The organism is Pseudorhodobacter sp. E13, assembly GCF_003991405.1.
Lineage (GTDB): Bacteria > Pseudomonadota > Alphaproteobacteria > Rhodobacterales > Rhodobacteraceae > Pseudorhodobacter.
In genome coordinates, this window is the sequence record NZ_RPEN01000144.1 from 1 (window position 1) to 24631 (window position 24631).

27 protein-coding genes are annotated in these 24631 nt (G+C 61.2%); 16 read left to right on the plus strand and 11 right to left on the minus strand.

Annotation, left to right across the window (positions count from 1 at the left end):
- Window positions 1–180 precede the first annotated feature (180 nt).
- Window positions 181–543, minus strand: a complete 363-nt coding sequence (locus tag EGN72_RS03725; RefSeq protein ID WP_127045310.1) for a VOC family protein — start codon at window positions 541–543, stop codon at window positions 181–183.
- Between the two features lie 147 nt (window positions 544–690).
- On the opposite strand from EGN72_RS03725, the gene EGN72_RS03730 reads away from it, so the two are divergent.
- Complete coding sequence (locus tag EGN72_RS03730) at window positions 691–1284, plus strand: glutathione S-transferase (protein ID WP_127045311.1); 594 nt, start codon at window positions 691–693, stop codon at window positions 1282–1284.
- 153 nt (window positions 1285–1437) lie between these two features.
- On the opposite strand, the gene EGN72_RS03735 is transcribed toward EGN72_RS03730, so the two are convergent.
- Window positions 1438–1755, minus strand: coding sequence for a DUF3775 domain-containing protein (locus tag EGN72_RS03735; RefSeq protein ID WP_127045312.1), 318 nt, complete (start codon window positions 1753–1755; stop codon window positions 1438–1440).
- 136 nt (window positions 1756–1891) lie between these two features.
- Between EGN72_RS03735 and EGN72_RS03740 the strand changes: the two genes are divergently transcribed.
- The 3 genes from EGN72_RS03740 to EGN72_RS03750 are packed head-to-tail and all read left to right on the plus strand — an operon-like array spanning window position 1892 to window position 5232.
- Window positions 1892–2572 (plus strand): type 1 glutamine amidotransferase, encoded by a 681-nt coding sequence (locus EGN72_RS03740; protein WP_127045313.1) that lies wholly within the window; start codon window positions 1892–1894, stop codon window positions 2570–2572.
- Window positions 2573–2596: 24 nt separating this feature from the next.
- On the plus strand, window positions 2597–3952 hold the full coding sequence (locus tag EGN72_RS03745; protein WP_127045314.1) for a glutamine synthetase family protein: 1356 nt from the start codon (window positions 2597–2599) through the stop codon (window positions 3950–3952).
- On the plus strand, window positions 3949–5232 hold the full coding sequence (locus EGN72_RS03750) for an FAD-binding oxidoreductase (protein ID WP_127045315.1): 1284 nt from the start codon (window positions 3949–3951) through the stop codon (window positions 5230–5232). Before EGN72_RS03745 ends, EGN72_RS03750 begins: the two co-directional genes overlap by 4 nt.
- Window positions 5233–5271: 39 nt before the next feature.
- On the opposite strand, the gene phaR is transcribed toward EGN72_RS03750, so the two are convergent.
- The 3 genes from phaR to phaC all read right to left on the minus strand — a co-directional run bounded on the left by phaR (window position 5272) and on the right by phaC (window position 8361).
- Window positions 5272–5832: a polyhydroxyalkanoate synthesis repressor PhaR gene (gene phaR / locus EGN72_RS03755; RefSeq protein ID WP_127045316.1), complete on the minus strand. Its 561-nt coding sequence runs from the start codon at window positions 5830–5832 to the stop codon at window positions 5272–5274.
- A gap of 138 nt (window positions 5833–5970) precedes the next feature.
- Window positions 5971–6420, minus strand: coding sequence for a Phasin (locus tag EGN72_RS03760; protein WP_127045359.1), 450 nt, complete (start codon window positions 6418–6420; stop codon window positions 5971–5973).
- A gap of 135 nt (window positions 6421–6555) precedes the next feature.
- Complete coding sequence (gene phaC, locus EGN72_RS03765; RefSeq protein WP_127045317.1) at window positions 6556–8361, minus strand: class I poly(R)-hydroxyalkanoic acid synthase; 1806 nt, start codon at window positions 8359–8361, stop codon at window positions 6556–6558.
- Window positions 8362–8465: 104 nt separating this feature from the next.
- Between phaC and phaZ the strand changes: the two genes are divergently transcribed.
- Entirely contained in the window at window positions 8466–9758 is a 1293-nt protein-coding gene (gene phaZ / locus EGN72_RS03770; RefSeq protein ID WP_127045318.1) for a polyhydroxyalkanoate depolymerase, read from the plus strand.
- Window positions 9759–9834: 76 nt separating this feature from the next.
- Here phaZ and EGN72_RS03775 read toward each other — a convergent pair whose 3' ends face one another.
- The 3 genes from EGN72_RS03775 to EGN72_RS03785 are packed head-to-tail and all read right to left on the minus strand — an operon-like array spanning window position 9835 to window position 12283.
- Entirely contained in the window at window positions 9835–10545 is a 711-nt protein-coding gene (locus tag EGN72_RS03775; protein WP_127045319.1) for an alpha/beta fold hydrolase, read from the minus strand.
- A gap of 6 nt (window positions 10546–10551) precedes the next feature.
- Window positions 10552–11532 (minus strand): carboxylesterase, encoded by a 981-nt coding sequence (locus tag EGN72_RS03780; RefSeq protein ID WP_127045320.1) that lies wholly within the window; start codon window positions 11530–11532, stop codon window positions 10552–10554.
- On the minus strand, window positions 11525–12283 hold the full coding sequence (locus tag EGN72_RS03785; RefSeq protein ID WP_127045321.1) for a carboxylesterase: 759 nt from the start codon (window positions 12281–12283) through the stop codon (window positions 11525–11527). Before EGN72_RS03785 ends, EGN72_RS03780 begins: the two co-directional genes overlap by 8 nt.
- 216 nt (window positions 12284–12499) lie before the next feature.
- On the opposite strand from EGN72_RS03785, the gene thrS reads away from it, so the two are divergent.
- The 6 genes from thrS (at window position 12500) to EGN72_RS03815 (ending at window position 17508) form a co-directional block, all read left to right on the plus strand.
- Entirely contained in the window at window positions 12500–14446 is a 1947-nt protein-coding gene (gene thrS, locus EGN72_RS03790; RefSeq protein WP_127045322.1) for a threonine--tRNA ligase, read from the plus strand.
- A 206-nt stretch (window positions 14447–14652) separates the two neighbouring features.
- The gene (locus EGN72_RS03795; protein WP_127045323.1) at window positions 14653–14943 is read left to right on the plus strand and encodes a DUF2282 domain-containing protein; all 291 of its coding nucleotides are present in this window, start codon (window positions 14653–14655) and stop codon (window positions 14941–14943) included.
- 59 nt (window positions 14944–15002) lie between these two features.
- Window positions 15003–15851, plus strand: a complete 849-nt coding sequence (locus EGN72_RS03800; protein ID WP_127045324.1) for a DUF692 domain-containing protein — start codon at window positions 15003–15005, stop codon at window positions 15849–15851.
- A complete protein-coding gene (locus tag EGN72_RS03805; RefSeq protein ID WP_127045325.1) occupies window positions 15848–16588 on the plus strand; it encodes a DUF2063 domain-containing protein in 741 nt (246 codons plus the stop codon). The genes EGN72_RS03800 and EGN72_RS03805 overlap by 4 nt, the downstream gene beginning before the upstream one ends.
- Entirely contained in the window at window positions 16588–17154 is a 567-nt protein-coding gene (locus EGN72_RS03810; protein WP_127045326.1) for a DoxX family membrane protein, read from the plus strand. Before EGN72_RS03805 ends, EGN72_RS03810 begins: the two co-directional genes overlap by 1 nt.
- Window positions 17155–17301: 147 nt before the next feature.
- Window positions 17302–17508: a cold-shock protein gene (locus EGN72_RS03815; protein WP_127045327.1), complete on the plus strand. Its 207-nt coding sequence runs from the start codon at window positions 17302–17304 to the stop codon at window positions 17506–17508.
- Window positions 17509–17554: 46 nt separating this feature from the next.
- Here EGN72_RS03815 and EGN72_RS03820 read toward each other — a convergent pair whose 3' ends face one another.
- From EGN72_RS03820 to EGN72_RS03830, 3 genes are all read right to left on the minus strand, one after another.
- On the minus strand, window positions 17555–17878 hold the full coding sequence (locus EGN72_RS03820; RefSeq protein WP_127045328.1) for an arsenate reductase family protein: 324 nt from the start codon (window positions 17876–17878) through the stop codon (window positions 17555–17557).
- Between the two features lie 81 nt (window positions 17879–17959).
- Window positions 17960–18370, minus strand: coding sequence for a DUF2177 family protein (locus EGN72_RS03825; RefSeq protein ID WP_127045329.1), 411 nt, complete (start codon window positions 18368–18370; stop codon window positions 17960–17962).
- A gap of 70 nt (window positions 18371–18440) precedes the next feature.
- Window positions 18441–19037, minus strand: a complete 597-nt coding sequence (locus tag EGN72_RS03830; protein ID WP_127045330.1) for a TetR/AcrR family transcriptional regulator — start codon at window positions 19035–19037, stop codon at window positions 18441–18443.
- Window positions 19038–19173: 136 nt separating this feature from the next.
- Between EGN72_RS03830 and EGN72_RS03835 the strand changes: the two genes are divergently transcribed.
- From EGN72_RS03835 to recJ, 5 genes are all read left to right on the plus strand, one after another.
- Window positions 19174–19479 carry a hypothetical protein gene (locus tag EGN72_RS03835; RefSeq protein WP_127045331.1) on the plus strand — a complete coding sequence of 102 codons (306 nt, stop codon included), beginning with the start codon at window positions 19174–19176 and terminating at the stop codon, window positions 19477–19479.
- Between the two features lie 116 nt (window positions 19480–19595).
- On the plus strand, window positions 19596–20882 hold the full coding sequence (locus EGN72_RS03840; RefSeq protein ID WP_127045332.1) for a homoserine dehydrogenase: 1287 nt from the start codon (window positions 19596–19598) through the stop codon (window positions 20880–20882).
- On the plus strand, window positions 20883–21554 hold the full coding sequence (locus EGN72_RS03845; protein WP_127045333.1) for a ceramidase domain-containing protein: 672 nt from the start codon (window positions 20883–20885) through the stop codon (window positions 21552–21554).
- 116 nt (window positions 21555–21670) lie between these two features.
- Window positions 21671–22636 carry a class II fructose-bisphosphatase gene (gene glpX / locus EGN72_RS03850; protein WP_127045334.1) on the plus strand — a complete coding sequence of 322 codons (966 nt, stop codon included), beginning with the start codon at window positions 21671–21673 and terminating at the stop codon, window positions 22634–22636.
- 149 nt (window positions 22637–22785) lie between these two features.
- Complete coding sequence (gene recJ / locus EGN72_RS03855; protein ID WP_127045335.1) at window positions 22786–24531, plus strand: single-stranded-DNA-specific exonuclease RecJ; 1746 nt, start codon at window positions 22786–22788, stop codon at window positions 24529–24531.
- Window positions 24532–24631: the final 100 nt, after the last annotated feature.

Here is a 24631-nt window from a genome sequence, read left to right on the forward strand (position 1 = left end):
CCCCCCCCCCAGCCCCCTCGTGCCCTTTCATCTATTCACAAATATCCCGGGGGGTCCGGGGGGCTGGCCCCCCGGCTTTTGGCTTGGTCCGGGGGGCTGGCCCCCCGGCTTTTGGCTTGGTCCGGGGGGCTGGCCCCCCGGCTTTTGGCTCGAACCGGGGCGCCAGCCCCCCCCCGGAATTCAATCCATCCGCTCCAATAACTCCAGACGGTTGCCAAACGGGTCCGCCACATAAAGGCGGCGGATGCCGGGCAGGTCGGCGTCTGGCTGAAACGCGATCTGATGCCGCTGCAATACAGCGATCACGGCAGAGAGATCCGCCGTCTCCAGCGCCGGATGTGCCTTCTTGGCCGGCATGAACGGCGTCTCAATCCCCAGATGCAACCGCAGCGCGCCGCTTTCAAACCAGACCCCGCCACGCGCTTGCAAGGTGGCGGGCTTTTCAACCGGGGTCAGGCCCAGCACGCCTTGGTAAAAGGCCAAAGCCTCGGCCTCACCGCCCTTGGGCATGGCAAGTTGAACGTGATGCAGCGCAAAGAACATGAAACACCTTTCATTCCAGCCTCTCCCCCAGCCTAACGCAAAGGCGGCCAAAGCCCAGCCCCGGCTTTTGCGTTGATCTCTGTTGCGGGCTGGCCGAAGATGGCCGCGCGATTGCCCCCATAGCCCGCACCCAAGCACAGGATTCCCATGGTTCCCATCCTCTATTCCTTTCGCCGCTGCCCCTATGCGATGCGGGCGCGGCTGGCTGTGCAGGTCTCTGGCTTGGCGGTGGAGTTGCGGGAGATTTTGCTGAAAGCCAAGCCTGCGGCCTTTCTGGCCGCCTCCCCCAGCGGCACAGTGCCGTGCCTTGTCACCCGCGCGGGCGTAATCGACGAAAGTCTGGATATCATGCTCTGGGCCTTGGCGCAGAATGACCCCGAAGGCTGGCTTGCGATGCCCGAGGCGGGCCGGGACTGGATCGCCCGTGCCGATGGGCCGTTCAAACGCAGTCTGGACCGGGTGAAATATGCCAGCCGCTTTGACGCGCAGGAGGTGGACGCTGCGCGGGCCGAGGCGATGGCGTTTCTGACCGACCTGAACGGCGCAATGGGGGAATGGATCTTTGCGCGCCCCAGCCTTGCCGATTTCGCCTTGTTGCCCTTCGTGCGGCAATTCGCCTTTGTCGACAAGCCATGGTTTGATGCGCAACCCTGGCCCAGAGTTCACGCTTGGTTGGCGCGGTTTCTGAGCTCCAACCGGTTTGCAGCGATCATGGAAAAGCAGGCGGTTTGGGCGGCATAGCGGGCGGTGGGTTGCACCCACCCTACGGCTTGTGGCTTCGCGCCTGCGCCCGCCATGCCAATGCGCCCCTTGCCAGCGGTGACAGGTATTTTTGCCAAGATGAAGCCAGAGGTCTGCGCCCAATCTTAAAGGGGGCGGCGCCCGGCTGTGGGATCAGAGCAGGTCTTCTTCCTCGGCATCCACATCAACGCCCAAAGCATCCAGCCCGGCCTCTAGGTTTTCGGCCAGATGCGGCATGCCCATCAGGTAATCCGCCGTGGGCGTCGTTTTTTCGGTGCGGGCGGTCATCAGCGCTTCGGCATAATCCTCGGCGTCAAAGCTGCCGCGTCCGACCCATGCAATCGCCGTCAGATGGGCTTGTTCATCGTCATTCAGGTTTTCGATGAAGGCAGAGAGTTCTGCCTCGGCGACGCGGCCCTCGCGCGCTTGAAAAATTACCTGAACCACTTTGCTGGCGCTGATTTCGATCATTTCGGGCATCCTTTGTGCTTTGTCCAAGTTTGCGCCAAGCCGGGGCGCAGGGCAAGGCCCGACGCACCGCCGTTTCCCCCCTTGCCGCCCGACGGGGGAAAGGGCTAGGCTGCGCTGATCAACAAAAAGGTACGTCATGCTGATTGGCATTCTGCAAACCGGTCTCGCCCCCGATCAATTGATGGGGCAGATGGGGGATTATCCCGATATGTTTCAACGGCTTCTGGCCGGACACGGGTTCACGTTCAAAACCTGGCGCGTGTTGGAAGGCGAATTTCCGCCCGATGTCACTGCGGCGGATGGCTGGTTGATCACCGGCTCCAAGTTCGGTGCCTATGAGGATCATGCGTGGATCCCGCCGCTGGAGGATTTCATACGGGCCTCCTACGCCGCGCATGTGCCCATGGTAGGGATTTGCTTTGGCCATCAGATCATCGCGCAGGCGATGGGCGGCAAGGTGGAAAAATTCACCAAGGGCTGGGCGGTGGGGGCCACCGAATATGATTTCGGCGGCAAGACCCTGCGTCTGAACGCCTGGCATCAGGATCAGGTGGTCGAAAAGCCCGAGGCGGCGCAAGTGATTGGCAGCAATGACTTTTGCAGCAATGCGGCCTTGTTATACGATGATCGCATGTTCACTGTGCAGCCCCACCCCGAATTTCAGCCCGCCTTTGTCGATGGCCTGATGAAAACACGGGGCAAGGGTTTGGTGCCCGACCCGCTGCTGGAAGCCGCCGAGGCCAAGCTGGCCGCGCCCTTGGACGATCAAAGCATGGCAGGCCAGATCGCGGCCTTTTTCAAACAGCCGCGGGGCTGAAAGCTACAGGACCGGAGTTTTCCGATGACAAGATGGACAGATCAGATACCGGATGCCGCCAAGGCCTATATCGAAGGGCGCAGGCTGGACGAGGTGGAATGTATCATTGCCGATATTGCAGGGGTGGCGCGCGGCAAGGCGATGCCTGCCTCTAAATTCGCGACGCAAAAGAACTATTTTCTGCCCAATTCGATCTTTTTGCAGACGATCACGGGGGAATGGGCGGATAACCCGACCGGGCTGTTCACCGAGCCGGATATGGTGTTGGTGCCGGATTATTCCACCACCACCGCCGCCCCCTGGACCGCCGATATCACCTTGCAGGTGATCCATGATGCCGAAGATCAATCAGGCAATCCGGTTCCGACCGCGCCGCGCAATGTGTTGAAACGCATTGTCGATCTGTATCGCGCGCAGGGCTGGCAGCCGGTGGTGGCACCAGAGATGGAATTCTTTCTGACCGCCCGCAACCTTGACCCCAATATGCCGGTGATGCCGCCGATGGGGCGCTCTGGTCGGCGCGCGGCGGGCAAGCAGGCCTATTCTATGAGTGCGGTGGATGAATATGGCAAGGTGATCGACGATATCTATGACTTTGCCGAGGCGCAGGGCATGGAGATCGACGGGATCTTGCAGGAAGGCGGCGCGGGGCAGGTAGAGATCAACCTTGCGCATGGCGACCCGGTGCGGCTGGCGGATGAGATTTTCTTTTTCAAGCGGCTGATCCGCGAGGCGGCGCTGCGGCATGATTGCTTTGCCACCTTCATGGCCAAACCGATTGAGGGGGAGCCGGGATCAGCGATGCATATCCATCATTCGGTGGTGGATATCAAATCCGGCAAGAATATCTTTTCGGCCCCGGATGGTGCGGAAACCGATGCCTTCATGCATTTCACCGCCGGGATGCAGAACCATTTGCCGGGGGCGGTGGCCTTGCTTGCGCCTTACGTCAACAGCTATCGCCGCTATGTGCCGGATTTCGCGGCACCGATCAATCTTGAATGGGGCCGCGACAACCGCACCACGGGGCTGCGCGTGCCGATCTCAGGCCCCGAAGCGCGGCGTTTGGAAAACCGTCTGGCGGGGATGGATTGCAACCCTTATCTGGGGCTGGCGGCCTCTCTCGCCTGTGGCTATCTGGGGTTGATGGAACAGAAGATGCCGCGCGCGGAATGCACGGGCGATGCCTATAACATCGAAACCGATCTGCCCTATAACCTTGGCGATGCGCTGGATTTGCTGGAGCTGGACACCGCCCTGTGCGAGGCGCTGGGGCCAGAGTTCTGCAAGGTTTACGATTCCGTGAAACGCAATGAATACAAAGAGTTCTTGCAGGTTATCAGCCCTTGGGAACGTGAACATCTGCTGTTGAACGTATGAACCTGCTGCATGCCAATGACCGGACCGGGGAATACCCTGCGTCTTACTATGCCGCGACGGCGGTGGCGCATCAGCCTTTTGCGCCGCTGAAGGGGCAGGTGACGGCGGATGTCTGCATCATTGGCGGCGGCTATACCGGCTTGTCGGCGGCGCTGCATTGCGCGCAGGCGGGGCTGGATGTGGTGCTGCTGGAGGCGCATCGCGTGGGCTTTGGTGCCTCGGGGCGCAATGGCGGGCAGGTCGGGTCCGGGCAACGGCTGGAACAGGACGCGCTGGAAAAGCTGGCAGGCGCGGAAACGGCGCGCAAGCTGTGGGATATGGGCGAAGAGGCCAAGGCGCTGGTGCGGGATCTGGCCGCCGCGATGGGCCTGCCCTTTCATCCCGGTGTGGCGCATGCCTGTTACACGGATGCCGAGGTGGCCCATGCCCATGCCGCTGCCGAAAAGCTGGCGGTTCATTATGGCTATGACCAGATAGAGCCGCTGCCCGAAGGGTTGATCGGCTCTGCCGCGTTCAAGGGCGGCGATCTGGATCGCGGTGCCGGGCATCTGCATCCGTTGAATTTCGCGCTGGGGCTGGCCAAAGCGGCAGTTGCCGCAGGCGCGCGGATATTTGAGCGGTCAGAGGTGCATCACATCCAACACGGGCTGCGCCCTGTGGTGCAAACCAGCACCGGGCGCGTGACCTGCAACCATGTGATTCTGGCCGGTAACGGCTATCTGGGCCGGCTGGACCGCAAGGTTGCGGCGCGGGTGATGCCGATCAATAACTTCATCCTCGCCACAGAGCCGCTGGGCGAAAGCGCCGCCGGACTGCTGGCCGAGAATGTGGCGGTTGCCGACACAAAATTCGTGGTGAATTACTGGCGTTTGTCTGACGATAACCGCCTGCTGTTTGGCGGCGGTGAAAGCTATGGCTACCGCTTTCCCGATATCCTGCAAACCGTGCGCAAGCCGATGCTGGAGGTTTATCCGCAGTTGAAGGATGTAAAGATCGACTATGCCTGGGGCGGGACGCTGGCGATCACCATGAACCGCCTGCCCTGCTTTGCCCGCCCGCATCCGAATGTGCTGTCGGCCTCGGGCTATTCGGGGCATGGGGTGGCGCTGGCAACGCTGGCGGGCAAACTGATGGCAGAGGTGATACAGGGGCAAGCCAGCGGGTTTGACCTGTTGGCCACCCTGCCCCAGCCGCGATTCCCCGGTGGGGTGGCCTTCCGTTGGCCGCTGCTGGTCGCCGCGATGACATGGTATGGGCTGCGCGACCGGCTTGGGGTGTGACCCGCCGCCCGCGATACTTATGCGAAAACCCCTCTGGGATCAGAGTTTCGACAGCTTCTTTTGCAGCTCTGCCAATTGCGCCTTGATGTCGCGCAACTCCTCTGATTCGCTTTGCGGGCTGCGCTCATCTTCAGGTGCGGGGCCGGTGCTGCCCCAGCCGGGCATGCCGCCCATGATGGTTTTCAAGAACGCTTCCTGCTGTTTGCGCATCGCATCAAACCCCGGCACGGCAGCCATCGGGTTGGGCACTTTGGTCAGGTTTTCCACCATCTTCGACTGGCTGTCGCGCAGCATATCGAAAGAGGCCGACAGGAATTGTGGCACGATAGAGCCGACACCCGTGGTATAGCTGCGCACCAGATCGTTCAGCACATTGGTCGGCAAGACGCTTTCGCCTTTGCTTTCATGTTCCGCCACGATTTGCAGCAGGTATTGCCGCGTCAGATCATCGCCGGATTTCAGATCAATGATCTGCACATCGCGCCCCTTACGGATGAAGCCTGCGATATCTTCCAGCGTCACATAATCAGAGGTTTCGGTATTATAGAGGCGGCGGCTCGCATAACGCTTGATCAGCAGCGGCGTTTCCGTTTCGGCCATCTTGCCCCCCTTGGGATTTATTGCACTGCGGAAAAGCTTACGGCAGCGCAGAAAAAAAGAAAAGAGCGGGCTTCGAGAAGCCCGCTCTTGGCGCATCAACCGGCAGGGAGAGGCCGGGACGCATATAATCCGGTTGGATTACTTTGCAGCAGAAGCCACTTTCTTCGCAGCGGTCTGAACGTCAGCCGTTGCTTTTTTCACAGCAGCGGTGGTTTCTTCGGTGACTTCTTTGCCAGCAGCCAGCATCAGCTCAACCGTTTCCATCTGCACTTTTTTCGCAACTTCAGCGAAAGCGGCCAGGTTTTCAGCAGCCATTTCAGCAGCGACCGAAGCGAAATCGGTTGCGGCTTTGGTGTAGTCAGCCGGGTCAGCCTTGGCGGTGGTCACGGTCGAAACCTTGGCGATGGTGTCTTTTGCCCATTTCGAGGTGATCTCGGTGGACTTTTCAGCAGCTTCCAGAGCCACTTTCGACATTTTTTCAGCCATAGCAGCTTGGGTTTTGAACGCGTTCTGGAACGCGGTGTTGTCAACCGGGAATGCAGCCATCATGTCCTGAACCATTTTCGTCATGTCGGGGGTCTTAGTCATTTTCATTCTCCAAATCAGCGGAAGGTGTTTAGCGTTTCCTTGGAGATGTATATAGATGCTGCACTGCGGCATTGCAAGCAATTTTTTCTGCATCGCAGCATCTTTTTCAAAAATGCCGCGATGCAGCATTTTCACCTAACCCTTGGCAATGCCCTTTGGCACCGCGCTGACATAGGTTCCGGGTGCGGGGGCCAATACCGGGTTTTCCGGGCCACCCGGATCGCGCGCCGGCACCTGCTTACCAGACTGCCCCGACAGCCATTCGCCCCAGCGCGGCCACCAGCTTTCCTTGTGAAAGCTGGCCCCTTCCATGAAATCCTCGGGCGTGGTGAGCGGGGCGTCATTGGTGTAATGCCCGTATTTTTGCTTGGTCGGCGGATTCACGATGCCTGCGATATGGCCCGATTGCGCCATGATGAAGGTTTTATCCTTGGAGCCGAACTGCGCCATACCGCGATAGCTGCTTTTCCACGCCGCGATATGGTCCGTCTCGCAGGCGATGGCACAGAGCGGCACCTTGATCTCGCTTAGGCTGACCGGCTCTCCGAACACCGGAAAGACGCCTTTGGCCAGACCGTCCTCTTTGCACAGCCCGCGGATATATTCGACCGACATCTTGGCCGGCAGGTTGGTGCCATCGCCGTTCCAGAACAAAAGGTCAAAAGCGGGCGGTGCCTCGCCCAGCATGTAACTTTTGATCGCGGGTTGATAGATCAGGTCGTTGGAGCGCAGGAAAGAGAAGGTGCGCGACATGAAGGTCTTGTCCAGAATACCATCCACCGCGACCTGCCGTTCGATCCCGTCCACGAAATCATCCGACAGGAACACGCCCACCTCGCCCTGATCTGAGAAATCGGTGAGGGTGGTAAAGAAGGTGGCCGATTTCACGGTTTTGTCACCAGCCTTTTGCAGATGCGCCAGCGTCAGCGACAGCGTGGTCCCCGCGATGCAATAGCCCACGGCATTCACCTGTTTGGTGCCGCAGATCCGGCGCACCTCGGCCATGGCGCGCAGATAGCCGTCGCGGATATAGTCATCCATCCCGACATCGGCATAAGACGGGTCGGGGTTGACCCAAGACACGACGAACAGGGTAAAGCCCTGATCCACGATCCATTTGATCAGGCTGTTCTGGGGCTTCAGGTCAAGGATGTAGAACTTGTTGATCCATGGCGGAAAGATCACCAGCGGAATATCATGCACGGTTTCGGTGGTGGGGCTGTATTGGATCAGCTCCATCATCTTGTTGCGATAGACCACGGCGCCGGGGGTGGTGGCGATATTCTCGCCCACTTTGAACGCCTCTTTATCCGCCAGCGTCACCAGCAAATCGCCATTGTTGCCTTCGATATCGCGCACAAGGTTTTCCAGACCAGCCACAAGGCTTTCGCCATCGGTGGCCACGGCGCGTTCCAGCGCATCGGGGTTGGTGCCCAGAAAATTGGTGGGCGACATCATATCGACGATCTGGCGGGTAAAATATTCGACCCGGCGTTTATCATTCGGCTCAAGGTGTTCCAAACTATCCACAGTGTTGGAAATCATTTCGGAATTGAGCAAATATTGTTGTTTTAAATAATTGAAAAACGGATGATCTTCCCACAGCGGGTTTGAAAAACGACGGTCTTTCGGCGTCGGATCGGCGGGGGCCTTCAGTTCGCCTTTCAGCAAAACCTGCTGGGCGTCGACATAGTGTTTCAGGGTCTTGCCCCAATAGCTGACCTGATTCTCGAGGATTTTGGAGGGATTTTGCATCATCTCGGCGACATAGGCGGTCGCGGCCTTCATATAAACGTCTTGCCCCGGCCCGCTGAGCGAGGGGTCCGCCGCTTTACGTTTGGTCAAGGCAGCCGTCAGGCGTTTGGACAGCTCTTCGACCTTTGCCAAATTCGCATTCAGGCGATCCAAACGGGCCTGCTCGTCATTCTGAGTTGTTGCCATATTAACTTTCCCCCCTTATATTCGCTGCATCGCAGCATGACGCCCGTGTTCGCTAAAGTGAACGCCGCAAAAATTGCCGCAACCCTGAAGGCCTTGGAGCTGACATGAAGTATATGATGACCTACGACCTGATGGAAAGTGCGCGTAACACGAATGAGTGGTTGGGCGCCACCGCGCGCGCCATGGCGTCTTATCCGGCCTTTGCCTTGTCGATGAACCCGATGGTCAAATTGACCGCCGCCTGGGGCGAGGTTACGGAACGCACATTCGCCCGCATGGTCGACAAACCCGACTGGGGCATCCGTTCCATTCCCGGCCCCGAAGGCCAGGACCATTTGATCGACGTGAAAAAGGTGGTGGAGCGCCCCTTCGGCGATCTGATCCAGTTTTTCGTGCGCCGCCGGGAACCGATGAAGCGCAAGGTTTTGCTGGTGGCCCCGATGTCCGGGCATTACGCAACGCTGGTGCGATCGACCGTCACCAGCTTGCTGCCCGATTGCGATGTTTATGTGACCGACTGGCATAATGCGCGCGATATTCCGGTATCGGCAGGCAAGTTCGATGTCGAAGATTACACGCTCTACCTCGTTGATTTCATGCGTGAACTTGGCCCCGATACGCATGTGATCGCGGTTTGCCAGCCGGTGCCTTTGACGCTGGCCGCCACCGCCTATCTGGCTGCCGAAGACCCGGATGCACAGCCGCGCAGCCTGACCCTGATCGGCGGCCCGGTGGACCCGGATGCCGCCGCGACCGAGGTGACGGATTTTGGCCGCCGGGTGACGATGGGCCAGTTGGAACAAACCGCCATTCAGCGCGTCGGCTTCATGTATAAAGGCGCGGGCCGGATGGTTTATCCGGGCCTGTTGCAGCTGCAAAGCTTCATTTCGATGAATGCCGAACGCCATGGCAAAGCGTTTCAGGAACAGATCTTGCGCGTGGCGCGGGGTGAGGCATCTGATCACGATGCGCATAACCGCTTTTACGATGAATATCTGGCCGTGATGGATATGCCTGCGGAATTTTATCTGTCCACGGTGGAGCGTATCTTCAAGAATCGCGAGATTGCGAAGAACGAATTCACGGTAAACGGCAAGCGCGTGGATATTGGGGCGATCACCCGAGTCGCGGTGAAAACGGTTGAAGGGTCCAAGGATGATATCTCGGCCCCCGGCCAATGTATCGCCGCTTTGGCGCTGTGCACCGGCTTGCCGGACAGCAAGAAGGCCAGCCACCTTGAGGATGGCGCGGGCCATTACGGGATTTTCGCTGGCAAAAGCTGGCGTTTGAATATTCGCCCCTTGGTGCTGGATTTCATCGACGCCAATTCCGGCGACGATACACCCGATACGGCGGCTAAAAAGCCGGCGGCGGCAAAGGCAAAAGCGGCGTCCTGACCCGGACCGGATGAATGAACAAAGGCCCTCGGCAATGCGCCGGGGGCCTTTTGCATTTCGGCGCCTGCCCCTGTTGTCAGCGCAGAATCAGCGGGCCATCAAAGAACATCTGAAGCGCACGGCTGACCGCCTCCGGCTGTTCCAACGGCAGCAGATGCCCTGCGTTTTCAATGACCTGCACGCGGGCAGATGGCATCAATTCCGCCATGAAGCTTTGCCGCCGCACCGGCACCAACCCATCCTGCGCCCCTGCCAGCACCAAGGCCGGCATCGCCGCACGCCGCAGGGTCTTTTGCTGATCGCGGCGGCGTTGCAGGGCGCGGGATTGTGCGGTGAACACCTCCTCGCCCAAGGCCAGCGCCATATCCTCTACCAAGGCCATGATGTCCTCGCGTCCCGGCAGGTTGGCAAGTGCGCGCGGCGGCAGTTCCTCGGCCATGGCCTGCACCAACCGACCGGTGCGCGCCAAAATCATCCGCTTTTCGCGCACGGCGGCGGCATCCGGGGTTTCGCCCAGCGGATCGGCGGACAGGAAAGCAACCTTGCTGACCCGCCCCAGATCGCGGCGCATCACATCCAGCGCCACATGCGCGCCAAGGCCCAAGCCCGCAAGCGCAAAGCGCGCGGGGGCAGCGGCAAGGATATGGCCCGAGATTTCCTCGATCGTATTGCCCGGATGAGGCAGCGCCACCGTCACCGCCCGACCCCGCGACAGATCAACGATCTGCTGGCCGAAAAGCCGCGCGTCCGACATCAGACCGGGGATCAGGATCAAGGGGTCATTCATCTGGGGTCACAGGCCCTTTGCCCAGTCAAGGATGCGGGCGGTGGCAGCGGCGGTTTGGCCGGGGCTCATGATATCGCCAGCGATTACATGGGCATAGGGGTCATCCGCCTCGGTCAATATTGGGTGATAGACTGCGGCCCCTGCCCCCCATTCCGCCGCGATGCGCGCGGTGACTGTGGGCTGCACCACGCGGTCTTGCAGGGAAAACAGGAACAGCGCCGGGGGGATGGCCGCTGTGTAATCTTGTCGCAGCGCCTCTTGCACCAAAGCCTCCATCGGGATGGCGGCAACAGTGGGATAGCGCGTGGTCCAAAGCCGCGCATGATCGGCGTTGCGCGTGTCAAAGCTGCGTTCAGCCCCTGCCACGACAGGCCCCCAATAGCGCACGAAAGGCAGGTTGAGGATGAAGGACGCGGTTGGGTCGATCCCGAAATTGGGCGAGACGAAAACCATCCCCGCCACGCTTTCGGCGCGCGCAGGGTCCAATGCGGCAAGGGCCGCCAATGTGCCCCCGGTAGAGGTGGAGATGACGATCACACGGTCGCCCAAGCGCCGCCCGATGGCCAGTGCCTCATCCATATCACGGATCCAGTCCCCCGCCGCAGGCTCTGCCATCGGGGCCGATCCGCGCCCATGGCCCGACAACCGGGTGAAAAACAGATTGGCCCCCAAAGCGGCGGCAACCTGATCCGGCACCGGACGGATTTCATGCTTGGTGGCGGAAAAACCGTGGATATAGATCACCGAAAGCGGGGTTTTCACGCCTTTGTCCCCGGCCCAGATGATCTCTTTTTCCGTGCTGGGCACGATATCGGTATAGGCCGCTTCTTGCGCGGCAAGATAGGCATCAAGATCCGCGCCCAGGCTTTGCGCATCAAAGCGGGCGCTGCGGTCGACGGGTTTCTTGGGGGCGATGGCAAAGGCCAAGGCGACCAGCGCGATCAGGACCAGCAGGACGCGGCCCAAGGCTTTGCCGAATTTACGCATGATGGGCCTTTCCCAGAAGATCGGTGATGGCGGTGGTGATCATCGCCAAACATTCCGGCGTGGAAAAGCGGTGGTCTGCGCCTTTTACAAGGGTCAGGCGCAGATCGGGGCTGTCGGCATGATCCATCAAGCGCAGGGCAACCGCAGGCGGCACATCAGTATCGGCAGTGCCTTGCAGCAGCCGCACCGGGAATGGCAGGTGCAGCGGGCTGCGCAGCACAAGGCGGTCGCGCCCGTCTTCGATCAGGCGTTTGGTGATGATATACGGTTCCTCGGAATAATCCGACGGCAGCGCCACCTGCCCCGCCGCCAGTTCGGCCTTTTGCGCAGGGGTAAAGCCTGCCCACATGCTGTCTTCGGTGAAATCGGGTGCTGCGGCGATGCCCACCAGCCCGGCAATCCGGGCGGGCCGCGCGCGGGCGACCAGCAGCGAAATCCACCCCCCCATGGAGGAACCGACAAGGATTTGCGGCCCTGTGGTCAAACGGGTGATCGCCTCCAGCGCGTCTTCGAACCAATCGCCGATCGCACCATCCAGAAAATGGCCAGAGGATTGGCCATGGCCGGAATAATCCATACGCAAAAAAGCGCGACCCGTCTCTTTGGCCCAGTCTTCCAGAAAAATCGCCTTCGTCCCTTCCATGTCGGATTTGAACCCGCCCAGAAACACCACGCCCGGCCCCTGCCCGGCGGTCTGGTGATAGGCGATGCTGCGGTTTTGCCCGGTGGTCAGAAAGCTTGGCTTGGTCATATGTGCCCCGATAGGTTTCCCCAAGCTATAGACCACGACAGGGCATGGGCCAAGCCTTTGACTGCCCCGGCGCGGCCCTGATTATGCACCGCAAACACTGACCTCCCGTTGAGAATTCGGCGGCGGTTGACTTTCAAACCGCGGGACGCCATTTAGACGCCGACATAAACCCGCAACCGGGCGCATCGTGGGCGCCAAACCGAGGAGGTGGCCCAGATGGCCCAGATTTCCCTGACCTTTCCCGATGGCAATATTCGTCACTATGACGCAGGCGTGACCCCTGCCGAAGTGGCGGCCAGCATTGCTGTCAGCCTTGCCAAAAAGGCCATCAGCGCCACCGTGAACGGCGCGCATTTCGATCTGCAATGGCCGATCACGGCGGATGCCACCATTTCCTTGAACACGCTGGCCGATGATGCCGCCGCACTGGAGTTGATCCGGCACGATATGGCGCATGTGATGGCGCGCGCGGTGCAAGAGATCTGGCCCGATGTGAAGGTGACGATTGGTCCGGTCATCAAGGATGGCTGGTATTACGATTTCGACCGGGCGGAACCCTTTACCCCCGAAGACCTTGGCGCGATTGAAGCGAAGATGAAACAGATCATCAACGCGCGCGACCCCGTCCGCACCGAAGTCTGGGACCGCGCCCGCGCCATTGCGCATTATGAGGCCAAGGGCGAACCCTATAAGGTGGAGTTGATCGAAAGCATCCCGGGTGCCGAAGACCTGCGGATGTATTGGCACGGCCATTGGCAAGACCTGTGCCGGGGCCCGCATTTGCAAAACACCGGGCAGCTTCCGGCGGATGCGTTCAAACTGATGTCGGTTGCCGGGGCCTATTGGCGCGGCGACAGCAACCGCGCCATGCTTCAACGGATTTACGGCGTGGCGTTCAAGAACCGCGAAGACCTGAAGGCCCATCTGACCCTGCTGGAAGAAGCCGCAAAGCGCGACCACCGCAAGCTGGGCCGCGAGATGAACCTGTTTCACATGCAGGAAGAGGCACCGGGCCAGATTTTCTGGCACCCGAACGGCTGGACGATTTACACGCAGCTGCAAGACTACATGCGCCGCAAGCAGCGCGCCGATGGCTATGTAGAGGTGAACACGCCGCAGGTGGTGAACCGCAAGCTGTGGGAAGCCTCGGGCCATTGGGAGAGTTATCAGGAAAACATGTTCATCGTGGAAGTGGATGAAGACCACGCCCGCGAAAAGACCATTAATGCGCTGAAACCGATGAACTGCCCCTGCCATGTGCAGATTTTCAACGTGGGCCTGAAATCCTATCGCGACCTTCCGCTGCGGATGGCAGAGTTTGGGTCTTGCAACCGCTATGAACCCTCTGGCGCGCTGCATGGCATCATGCGCGTGCGCGGCTTTACACAAGACGACGGGCATATCTTTTGCCGCGAAGAACAGATCGAATCTGAATCGAAGAAATTCATCGAATTCCTGAGCCGTATCTACGCCGATCTCGGCTTTGACAAATGGCGCATCAAACTGTCCACCCGCCCTGAAAAGCGGGTTGGAACGGATGCAAGTTGGGACATGATGGAAGAGGCGCTGGCCAATGCTTGCAAGGCGGCGGGTCACGACTTTGAATTGTTCCCGGGCGAAGGTGCATTCTATGCGCCCAAGTTGGAATTCGTGCTGACCGATGCGATTGGCCGTGACTGGCAATGCGGCACCTTGCAACTGGACCCGAACATTCCAGCCCGTCTTGGCGCAAGTTATATCGGCGAGGATGGCGCAAAGCACACGCCTTATATGCTGCACCGCGCCTGCCTTGGGTCGTTCGAACGCTTTATCGGCATTCTGATCGAAAGCCATGCGGGCAAGCTGCCGTTCTGGATTGCGCCGCGTCAGGTTGTGGTGGCGGCAATCGTCTCGGACGCAGATGATTACGCGATGGAGGTTTGCGCCGCGCTGAATGCCGCCGGGGTGCGGGCCGAAGTTGATCTGCGCAATGAAAAGATCAACTACAAGATTCGCGAACATTCGGTCGGTAAAGTGCCGGTTATTCTGGCCGTTGGCATGCGGGAGGTAGAGGAAAAAACCGTTTCCGTCCGCCGCTTGGGTGAAACAAAAACCGAAACCTTGGCGCTGGACGACGTGATCACGGATTTGGGCAAAGAAGCCAAGGCGCCGGACCTGCGCTAAACAAGCCATTGAAAACCATAAGAAAGCGCCGTTCCTGCGGCGCTTTTTTCTTTTTACAGAGCCCTGAAATTTTTCCCGTTTCATGTTACAATTTTTCACGGCCCTGTTTTACACGGCCCTGTTATTGGCCTGTTACCGCTGGCGTGCCGTAGCAATTGGACATCGCAATAACGCGATCTACTCGAAACTGCTCAAGGGAGAGAATTATGTCGATGAATACCAAAACGATTGCTGTTGCAGGTGCTTTGGCTGCGGCTCTGGCCGCCCATGTTGCCCCGGCTTCGGCACAGGAAGCCAAGGAAAAATGCTTTGGCGTGGCGCTGGCTGGCCAGAATGATTGCGCGGCCGGCCCCGGCACCACCTGTGCAGGTTCGTCCAAGGTCGACTATCAGGGCAACGCATGGAAGCTGGTCCCGGCGGGCACCTGCACCACGATGGAACTGCCCGAAGGCCGCATGGGCAGCCTCGAAGCGCTTGACCGCGACATGGCAAGCTGATCACGCCTGCCCTCCCCTCCGCACCGGGGGGGGAGGGCAAATTTCCCGGAGGAGTTCGGATGTTCGACAGCGTTGCACAGGCCCTGCCCCCGCGCCCCGGCATTGGCTATAAGCCCCAGCATTTCAAGGATATTCTGGAAAATCCGGGCGCCGTTGCATGGCTGGAAATCCATGCCGAGAATTACATGGGCGATGGCGGACGGCCCCATGCGCAACTGCGCCTTCTGGCCGAACGCTTTGCCTTTTCGGTGCATGGTGTCGGCCTGTCAATCGGCGGTGAGGCACCGCTGGATGAGGCGCATCTGTCCCGCCTGAAACATCTGTGCGACTGGCTGCAACCGGCCAGCTTTTCCGAACATCTGGCGTGGTCCAGCCATGACGACACCTTTCTGAACGACCTTTTGCCCCTGCCCTATACCGCAGAAACCGTGACCCGCGTGGCCGACCATATCGACCGCGTGCAAGAGGTGTTGGGGCGGCGGATGCTGCTGGAAAACCCCTCGTCTTATCTGGCCTTTGCCGGGGCCGAGATGTCGGAAACCGATTTCCTGCGCGACGTGGCGCGGCGCACCGGTTGCGGCCTGTTGCTGGATGTGAATAACGTCTTTGTTTCTGCCACCAATCTGACCTTTGACGCCGCCGCCTATCTGGCTGATTTTCCAACCGATTTGGTGGGTGAAGTGCATCTGGGCGGCCATTTCGCGGATAGTGATGACCATGGCGCGCCGCTGCTGATCGACAGCCATAATGCGGCGGTGGTTGACCCGGTCTGGCAGCTTTATGCGGGCCTGATTGGCCGTGCCGGACCGCTGCCCACGCTGATCGAATGGGATAATGATGTGCCGGATTGGCCGGTGCTGCGCGCCGAGGCTGCGCGCGCCGCACAGATTCTGGACCCGGTCGCATGAGCCAGTCCAGCTTCACCGCCGCCTTGCTGGACCCGGAAAAACCGGTGCCAGAGGGGCTGATTGACGCCGCGGGCCAACCTGCCGGGCGGCGCTTTGCGGTCTATCGCAACAATGTGGTGAACAGCCTGACCGAGGCTTTGGAACAGGGATTCCCGGTGCTGCAAAAGCTGCTGGGGGCCGCGTATTTCACCGCCCTTGCCGGGGTCTTTGTGCGCGCCCATCCGCCCAAATCGCGGCTGATGATGTTTTACGGTGCGGAACTGCCTGATTTTTTGGCACAATTCCCGCCGCTGGCACATCTGCCCTATTTGCCCGATGTCGCCCGGGTGGAGCTTGCTTTGCGCGCCTCTTATCATGCCGCCGATGCCCCGCCGCTGCCCCCCGAGGTTCTGGGCGCGCTGACGCCCGACGCTTTCATGGCCGCGCGCTTTACCCTTGCGCCAGCGCTGCGGCTGATCCGGTCGGACTATCCGGTCTGGTCGATCTGGCAGGCCAACACAAAACCGGACGCCCCGGCCCCCGTGATGCGCCCCGAGGCCGCGCTGATCCTGCGGCCCGAATTTGACCCCGCCCCGCATCTGCTGCCCCTTGGCGGCGCGGATTTTATCGCCGCGCTGATGCAGGGCCAAACCATCGCCGAAGCGGTCGATGCCGCAGGCGAAGGCTTTGACCCAAGCGCCTGTCTGGGTCTGCTGATCCACGGCGGCGCCCTTATCGGATTAAGTGAGGAACCCTGATGAACCAATTGATTTTGCGTTATAATCGCGTTGCAGCATGGCTGGACGCGGCAAGCCCCGCTTTGCTGCCACTGGCCGCGCGCTTTGTCTTTGCGGCTGTGTTGCTGATCTATTTCTGGGCCTCGGCGCTGACCAAACTCGGCCCCGGCCCCTTGGGGTTTCTGATGCCCACCGATGGGGCCTATATCCAGATTTTCCCCAAGACGACCGAGGCGTTCGGCTATGATTTCGGCCAGTTCGGGCTGTTTCACTGGGCCGTTGTCACGGCGGGAACCTTGGCGGAATTCCTGCTGCCTTTCCTGATCCTTGTGGGCCTGTTCACCCGCTTGGCGGCGCTGGGGATGATCGGGTTTATCGCGGTGCAATCCTGGGTCGATGTGCAGGGGCATGGTGTTGGTGGCGACCATCTGGGCGGCCTGTTCGACCGCGCCTCGGATGCGCTGATCTGGGATCAACGCGTGCTGTGGGTCTTTGTGCTGGTGGTTCTGGTCCTGAAAGGGGGCGGCGCGCTGTCGCTTGACCGGATTTTGGCCGGTCGCATCGGCGCCGCTTCACAAGGTTCTTGATTTTTCTGCGGCTTTCGGCATGATTTTCCCTGTGACGACAGAGTTTCTACCAGATCCTGACCCTACGGCAGCCGATCAGAATGGAAGACCTGGCAGCACGTTCTCGCGGCATGTCGCCGGGGGGTGGATTGATGAAGGAGAAGCGGCATGCCTACCGGCACCGTAAAATGGTTTAACAGCACCAAGGGCTATGGGTTCATCGCGCCGGATGACGGCGGGAAGGACGTGTTTGTCCATATTTCAGCAGTAGAACGCGCGGGATTGACCGGGCTGAGCGACAACCAGAAAATCGGCTATGAGATGCAATCGGGCCGTGATGGCAAGCAATCGGCCGGCGATTTGCGGCTGCTCTGACAGGTCTTGGGTTTGCAGCGGCCCGCGCCAAACGGGCCGCTCGCCCTTACAGATATTTCGCCTGAACCGCCTCATCCCAGCCAAAGGTAAGGCCTTGATCGCTGCGGATCACCGGGCGTTTCATCAAGGTGGGCTGCTGTTTTAGCTGCTCGTCCGGCTCTGACGCTTTCAGCCAGTCAGAGGCCCCGCGCCATGTCGTCGATTTCTGGTTGATGATCTGGCCGCCAAATTCCCGCACGAATTCAAGGATTTCAGCCTCGGTCAGCGGGGTTGCGCGCACGTCATGGAACTGCGGCGCGTGGCCTGCGGCCTCAAGGGCTTTCATGGCTTTCTTGCAGGTGTCGCAGGTGGAAATTCCGTAAAGGATCATGGGGGTTCCTGTTGTCTTTGCCGGGGCGGGCGGTGCCAAGGCGCTGATTATACATGACAAACCGCCAAGGCGGCCTTTGCGTCACCCCGCAAAGGCAAGGGCAACACGCGCGCCAATATAGGCGCAAACGCCGCTGATGACAGCCCCCCATGTCATATCAATCAGCACCATTTGCGGGTGCCAGTCGCGCATCACGGCCCAGGATGTCAACTCATATGTGCCATAGGCCAGCAGGCCCAAGGCCGCCCCGTTCAACAGCGCCGTGCTGGCCGCCCCATCGCGCAGCGCGGGCAGGCCTGCGAAATAGGTCAGCCCGACCATATACAGCAGGTAAAACGCCACCGCAGGCAGAATGCGCACCGTGTCCAGCATCGCATCGCCCAGATGGCTGCGGAACACCGCGCCCAGAAACAGGCCCAGCATCAGCGCATCCGCCACCAGAAAGGCAAGCGAGGTTGCCGCGAAAAAGATCAACAGGCTGGTCAGGGCCATAAAGCACTCCTTCATTCATCCTTTGGCGACCTAGGGCGATCCCCGCCAAAGGCGAGCGTAAAATGCAGCGCTAGGCCTGCGGGCGGCCCACGGCGCGCAAGGCCATCTCGGCGTAAAGGGTTTGCACATCGCCCCGGCTAAGCCGTCCGCCTTCGCGATACCAGTTTGTCACCCCGGTCAGCATGGCAATCAGCGCCAGTGTCGCCATCTTGGGGTCGGGCAGCGTAAAGGCCCCCGATTGCACCCCGGACAGCAGAATCGCCTGCAACCGGTCTTCATATTGGCGGCGCAGGGATTCGATGGTGGCAAAATTCTCGGGCGAGAGGTTGCGCAATTCCATATAGGCGATGAACACCGCCTCGGGCCGATCAAGGTGATAGCCGATGTGAAAGCGGGCGAATTGATCCAGCGCGGCGGCGGGGCTGTCGGTTGGGGGCAGGCTGGCCAGCGCGGCCAGCAGGTTGGTCATGTGGTCCTGCATCAGATCGAACAGCAGCGCCTGTTTATCCGCCGTATAGAGGTAAAGCGCACCCGCCTGCACGCCCACCTCAGCCGCGATCTGCCGCATGGAGACGGCGGCAAAGCCGTGGCGGGCAAACAGCCGCAGTGCCGCGTCGCGAATACGCGGGCCAGTGATTTCGGAATGAGAGCCGGTTTTGCGCGCCATGGGGGTTTTCTATCTGAATGATCGTTCAATTCAAGCAGAGGATCGCTTGGCCCTTTGGGTTTTGCGGCGCTTGCCCCTTTGAAGGCAGGGCGATAAGGTCGCCCCACTGGTTCGAAGTTGCGTGAAGGCCCCAAGAATGCGCCCTGCCCTGTTTGCCTTTGCGATGACGACCCTGTTGGCGGCTTGCGCAACCTTCCCTGAGGTGGACGCAGCACAGGCGCGGCTTGCCAGCACCGGCCCCGCGCCGCAACTTGTCCCGATTGAAGGGTTGATCGCGCAAGCAAGTCCCGGTCGCGCCAGTCAGGCGGCATCGGATGCGCTGGCGGGGCGGGCGGCCAATCTGCGGGCGCGGGCAGCAGCAATGCGCGGCCCGGTGCACAGCCCCGCCACACGCGCGCGGCTTGCCGCAGCGATTGCGGCCTATCCGTCAAAGTTCAACTGACGCGCGGCAGGTTTTTCCCGGCAGCCCATGGGTTTTGCCGCCGTGCCGCGTTGCATGCGCAGGCGTGACAGGCTAACAGTCGCGTCAGATATGCCCCCCTGCTGATGGAGATTACTATGGCAGCCCCTTTGCGCTTAGGTCTGGCCGGTCTTGGAACGGTGGGGATTGGCGTGGTGCAGATTGTGCAGAAACATGCGCAGATGATCGCCGCCCGCGCGGGCCGCGAGGTGGTGATCACCGCCGTTTCCGCCCGCGACAAAACCAAGAACCGCGATGCCGATTTGTCCGGCTTTGCATGGGAAACCGACCCGGTGGCCTTGGCGCAGCGCGATGATGTCGATGTGTTCATCGAGGTGATGGGCGGCCATGAAGGCCCGGCCCGCCACGCCACCGAAGCCGCGCTTGCCGCCGGAAAAGATGTGGTCACGGCCAACAAGGCGCTGCTGGCCCATCACGGCCACGCGCTTGCCCTGTCAGCAGAGGCGGCAGGCCGGGTGATCCGCTTTGAAGCGGCGGTGGCCGGTGGCATCCCGGTGATCAAGGCGCTGACCGAGGGGCTTGCCGCCAATGGGATGCGCCGCGTCATGGGGGTGATGAACGGCACCTGCAACTATATCCTGACCCGGATGGAGGATGCGGGCCTGCCCTATGATCAGGTGTTCGAGGAAGCGCGCCAGCTTGGCTATCTGGAGGCAGACCCAAATCTGGATGTGGGCGGGATTGATGCGGGGCACAAGCTGTCCTTGCTGGCCGCGATTGCCTTTGGCACCCAAGTCTCCTTTGACGCGGTGGAACTGGAAGGCATCGGCGCGATTTCCATCGACGATATCCGCCATGCCGCCGATATGGAGTATCGGATCAAACTGCTGGGCGTGGCCCGGATGACAGGGCGGGGGCTGGAACAGCGAATGACGCCTTGCCTCGTGCCGATGGAAAGCCCGCTGGGCCAGCTTTCGGGTGGCACCAATATGGTGGTGCTGGAAGGCGATAGCGTGGGCCAGATCGTGCTGCGAGGTGCGGGCGCAGGCATGGGGCCAACCGCCAGTGCGGTGATGGGCGATGTGGTCGATATCGCGCGCGGCGTTCGCGTGCCGGTGTTTGGTGTGCCCGCAGCCCAGCTTGCCCAACCCGTTGCGGCGGCGGTTGCCTCGGCCTCGGCCTGGTATCTGCGCATGACGCTTGTGGATAAGCCCGGTGCCTTGGCCAAGATCGCCACGGCTTTGGGTGAGGCTGGAATTTCCATCGACCGGATGCGGCAATATGGACATTCCGATGCCCATGCCCCGGTGTTGATCGTGACCCATAAGGCCACGCGCGACGATGTGAATGATGCCTTGACCCGCTTTGCCGCAACCGGTGTTGTGGTGGGCGCCCCTGTGGCCCTGCGTATCGAAGACGTCTGAATGGATTGGTTCGCCCCAGTCGATATTTACTGCGAACGGCTCGGCCCGGGGTTCTGGGCGGAACCCGTCAATGCGCTGAGCAACCTTGCCTTTCTGGCCGCCGCCCTTTGGGCCGGGCTGGAGGCCCGCAAGCGCGGCGCGGATGCGGTGATCTGGGCCTTGATCGGCATGGCCGGGCTGATCGGCGTCGGCTCTTTCCTGTTTCACACCTTTGCGAATACCTGGTCGGAATATGCCGATACGATTCCGATCTGGTCTTTCGTGGCGGCGTTCGTCTTTGTCTCCATGCATCGCATCGGGGGGGTGAAACCCGGCAAGATCGGGACGATTGCCCTTGGCGTGGCCGCGATTGTGGTGGTGACCATGCTGGCCAGCGGTGAAGGAGAGGCTGCGGCCCCCGGCATCCTAAACGGGTCGGAACAATATGCCCCCGCGCTGATCGCGCTTGTGGTGTTCTCCGTTCTCAGCCGCCGCCGCGCGCATCCGATGTGGCCGTGGATCTGGGCCGCGACCGGCACCTTCATGCTGTCATTGCTGTTTCGCACGCTGGATATGGCGGTGTGTGACAGCCTGCCGATGGGCAGCCATTTCATGTGGCATCTGCTGAACGGGGTGATGATCGCCCTGCTGCTGCAAATGCTGCTGCGCGCCGACCGGGCGCAGCCACGCTGACCCGCCAGCACAAAGCCGCCCAAGGCCAGCTTTCTGCGCGCCGTTAGCGCCAACATCATTGCCGCCCCCGCGCCCCCCCGCTAAGGGAAGGGAAACAGCCACTTGAGGATCAAAACATGGCCGATGCGCAGGAATTTCAGGATCGTTTGCTTTCATTGGGTCTTGCCCGCGTCTCCGAAGCTGCCGCATTGGCCTCGGCCAAGCTGATCGGGCGCGGAGATGAGAAGGCGGCAGACCAAGCCGCCGTCAATGCGATGCGCGACCAGTTGAACCTGCTGGATATCGCAGGCGTCGTGGTGATCGGCGAAGGCGAGCGGGACGAAGCCCCGATGCTGTTCATCGGCGAGGAGGTCGGCACCGGCAAAGGCCCGGCGGTGGATATCGCGCTGGACCCGCTGGAAGGCACCACGCTGACCGCCAAAGATATGCCCAACGCGCTGACGGTGATCGCCATGGCCCCGCGCGGCACGCTGCTGCACGCCCCCGATGTCTATATGGACAAACTGGCCATCGGCCCCGGCTATGCGGTTGATACGGTCACGCTGGATATGTCGCCTGCCGAACGGGTGCAGGCGCTGGCAAAGGCCAAGGGCTGCTCTGCCGCCGATATCACCGTCTGCGTGCTGGAACGCCCGCGCCACGAAGACATGATCGCGCAAATCCGGTCCACCGGGGCCGCGATCCGGCTGATCACCGATGGCGATGTCGCCGGTGTGATCCATTGCGCCGAGGCCGATGTGACCGGGATTGATATGTATATGGGCTCTGGCGGCGCACCCGAAGGCGTGCTGGCCGCGTCCGCGCTCAAATGCATGGGCGGGCAAATGTATGGCCGTTTGCTGTTCCGCAACGATGACGAACGTGGCCGCGCCGCCAAGGCCGGGATCACCGATCTGAACCGCATCTACACCCGCGACGAAATGGTCACTGCCGATGTGATCTTTGCCGCCACCGGGGTCACCGAAGGCTCCATCCTCTCGGGCATCAAATCCGAACCGGGTTGGGTCACCACCGAAACCTTGCTGATGCGGTCCAAAACCGGCTCTGTGCGCCGCATGACCTATCGCAGCCCGGTGAAATAACGCCACCAATGCTCCGGGGTCGTGTCACATCTGATTGCGCGGCCCCGGGCTTCATCTTGGCAAAAATACCTGATCCCGCCGCGGGCCACATCGGCACCGGTTGGACATAGGCCATTGCGCCGGACCCGATTTCTTGGCACTGCTGGCACATGATACCCGCCGCTTTCCTGAATGTTGACTCCTCTGCCACGGGCCGCCGTTGGGTTGGCCCGGATGCCGAAAGCCTGCGCCTGGCCGAGGCGATGGCGCAAATCACCAGATTGCCGCTGCCGCTTTGTGTGACGCTGGTCAAGCGCGGTGTCACGCCCGAGGATGTGCCCTCCTACATGGCCCCTTCCCTGCGCGACCTTCTGCCCGATCCGCTGACCCTGCGCGATATGGACAAGGCCACCAAGCGCTTTCTCGCCGCCCTGAAATCGCGGCAACGCATTGCAATCTTTGCCGATTACGATGTCGATGGCGGGGCCTCGGCGGCGCTGCTTATGGTCTGGTTGCGTGCCATGGGCCATAGCGCCACGCTCTATATCCCTGACCGCATCGACGAAGGTTACGGCCCCAATGTGCCCGCGATGGAAGGCTTGGCCCGCGACCATGATCTGATTATCTGCGTCGATTGCGGCACGCTGAGCCATGAACCGATTGCCGCGGCCAAAGCCGCCGATGTGGTGGTGCTGGATCACCACCTTGGCGCGGAAACCCTGCCCCCTGCCCATGCGGTTGTGAACCCGAACCGGCAGGATGAGGATGGCGCGCTGGCGCATCTTTGCGCGGCGTCCGTGGTGTTTTTGATGCTGGTAGAGGCGAACCGACAGTTGCGCGCCGAAGGCGTGACGGGGCCGGACCTGATGGCGATGCTCGATCTGGTGGCGCTGGCCACTGTGGCCGATGTGGCCCCGCTGATCGGCGTCAACCGGGCGCTGGTGCGCCAAGGGCTGAAGGTGATGGCGCGGCGCGAACGCATCGGCTTGCGCGCACTGGCCGATGTGGCGCGAATGGATCAGGCCCCCAACACCTATGCTTTGGGCTTTCTGCTGGGGCCGCGCGTCAACGCGGGGGGGCGCATCGGGGCCGCCGACCTTGGCGCGCGGCTTCTGGCGACCGAGGATGCCGCAGAGGCCGCAGCACTGGCCGAACGGCTGGACATGCTCAACACCGAGCGCCGCGATATCGAGGCTGCCGTGCGCGCCGCCGCCCTCGCCCAAGCCGAAGAGCGCGGGCTGGAGGGCCCCTTGGTCTGGGCAGCGGGGGCTGGCTGGCATCCCGGCGTTGTCGGCATCGTTGCGGCCCGGCTGAAAGAGGCAACCGGGCGCCCCGCCGTGGTGATCGGGGTGGAAGATGGTATCGGCAAAGGCTCTGGCCGGTCGGTGCCGGGGGTTGACCTTGGCGCGGCGATTCACCGTGTCGCCGCCGAAGGGCTGCTGCTGCGCGGCGGCGGGCACAAGATGGCCGCAGGCCTGACCGTGGATGAAGACCAGATTCCCGCCGCCATGGCCCGGCTGGCCGAATTGCTGGAACGCCAAGGCGCAGGCGCGGGCGGCCCTGCCGATTTGCGGCTGGACGGGCTCTTGATGCCTTCCGCCGCCACCCCTGCCCTGATCGAACAGATCGAGGCCGCAGGCCCCTTTGGGGCAGGCAGCTCTGCCCCGCGCTTTGCCTTTGCCAACCAACAGGTAACGGCCCGCCGCGTCGGCGAAAACCACCTGCGGATCAGCTTCGGCGATGGCATGGGCCAAAAGATCGAAGGAATCGCTTTTGGCGCTTTTGATGGCCCGCTTGGCCCCTTGCTGGAAAGCGGTGGCCATGCCCGTTTCCATCTGGCGGGGCGTTTGGAACTGAACAGCTTTGGTGGCCGCACCAAGGTGCAATTGCGCTTGGAAGATGCAGCAAGGGCCTGAAAACCCGTGTTTTTAAATGCAAAAATTTTTTGCGCAAAACTGCTTTTTTTCTCTTGCACCCCTCGGCCAGTCTCAGTAAAACCCCCCTCACAGAAAGCGC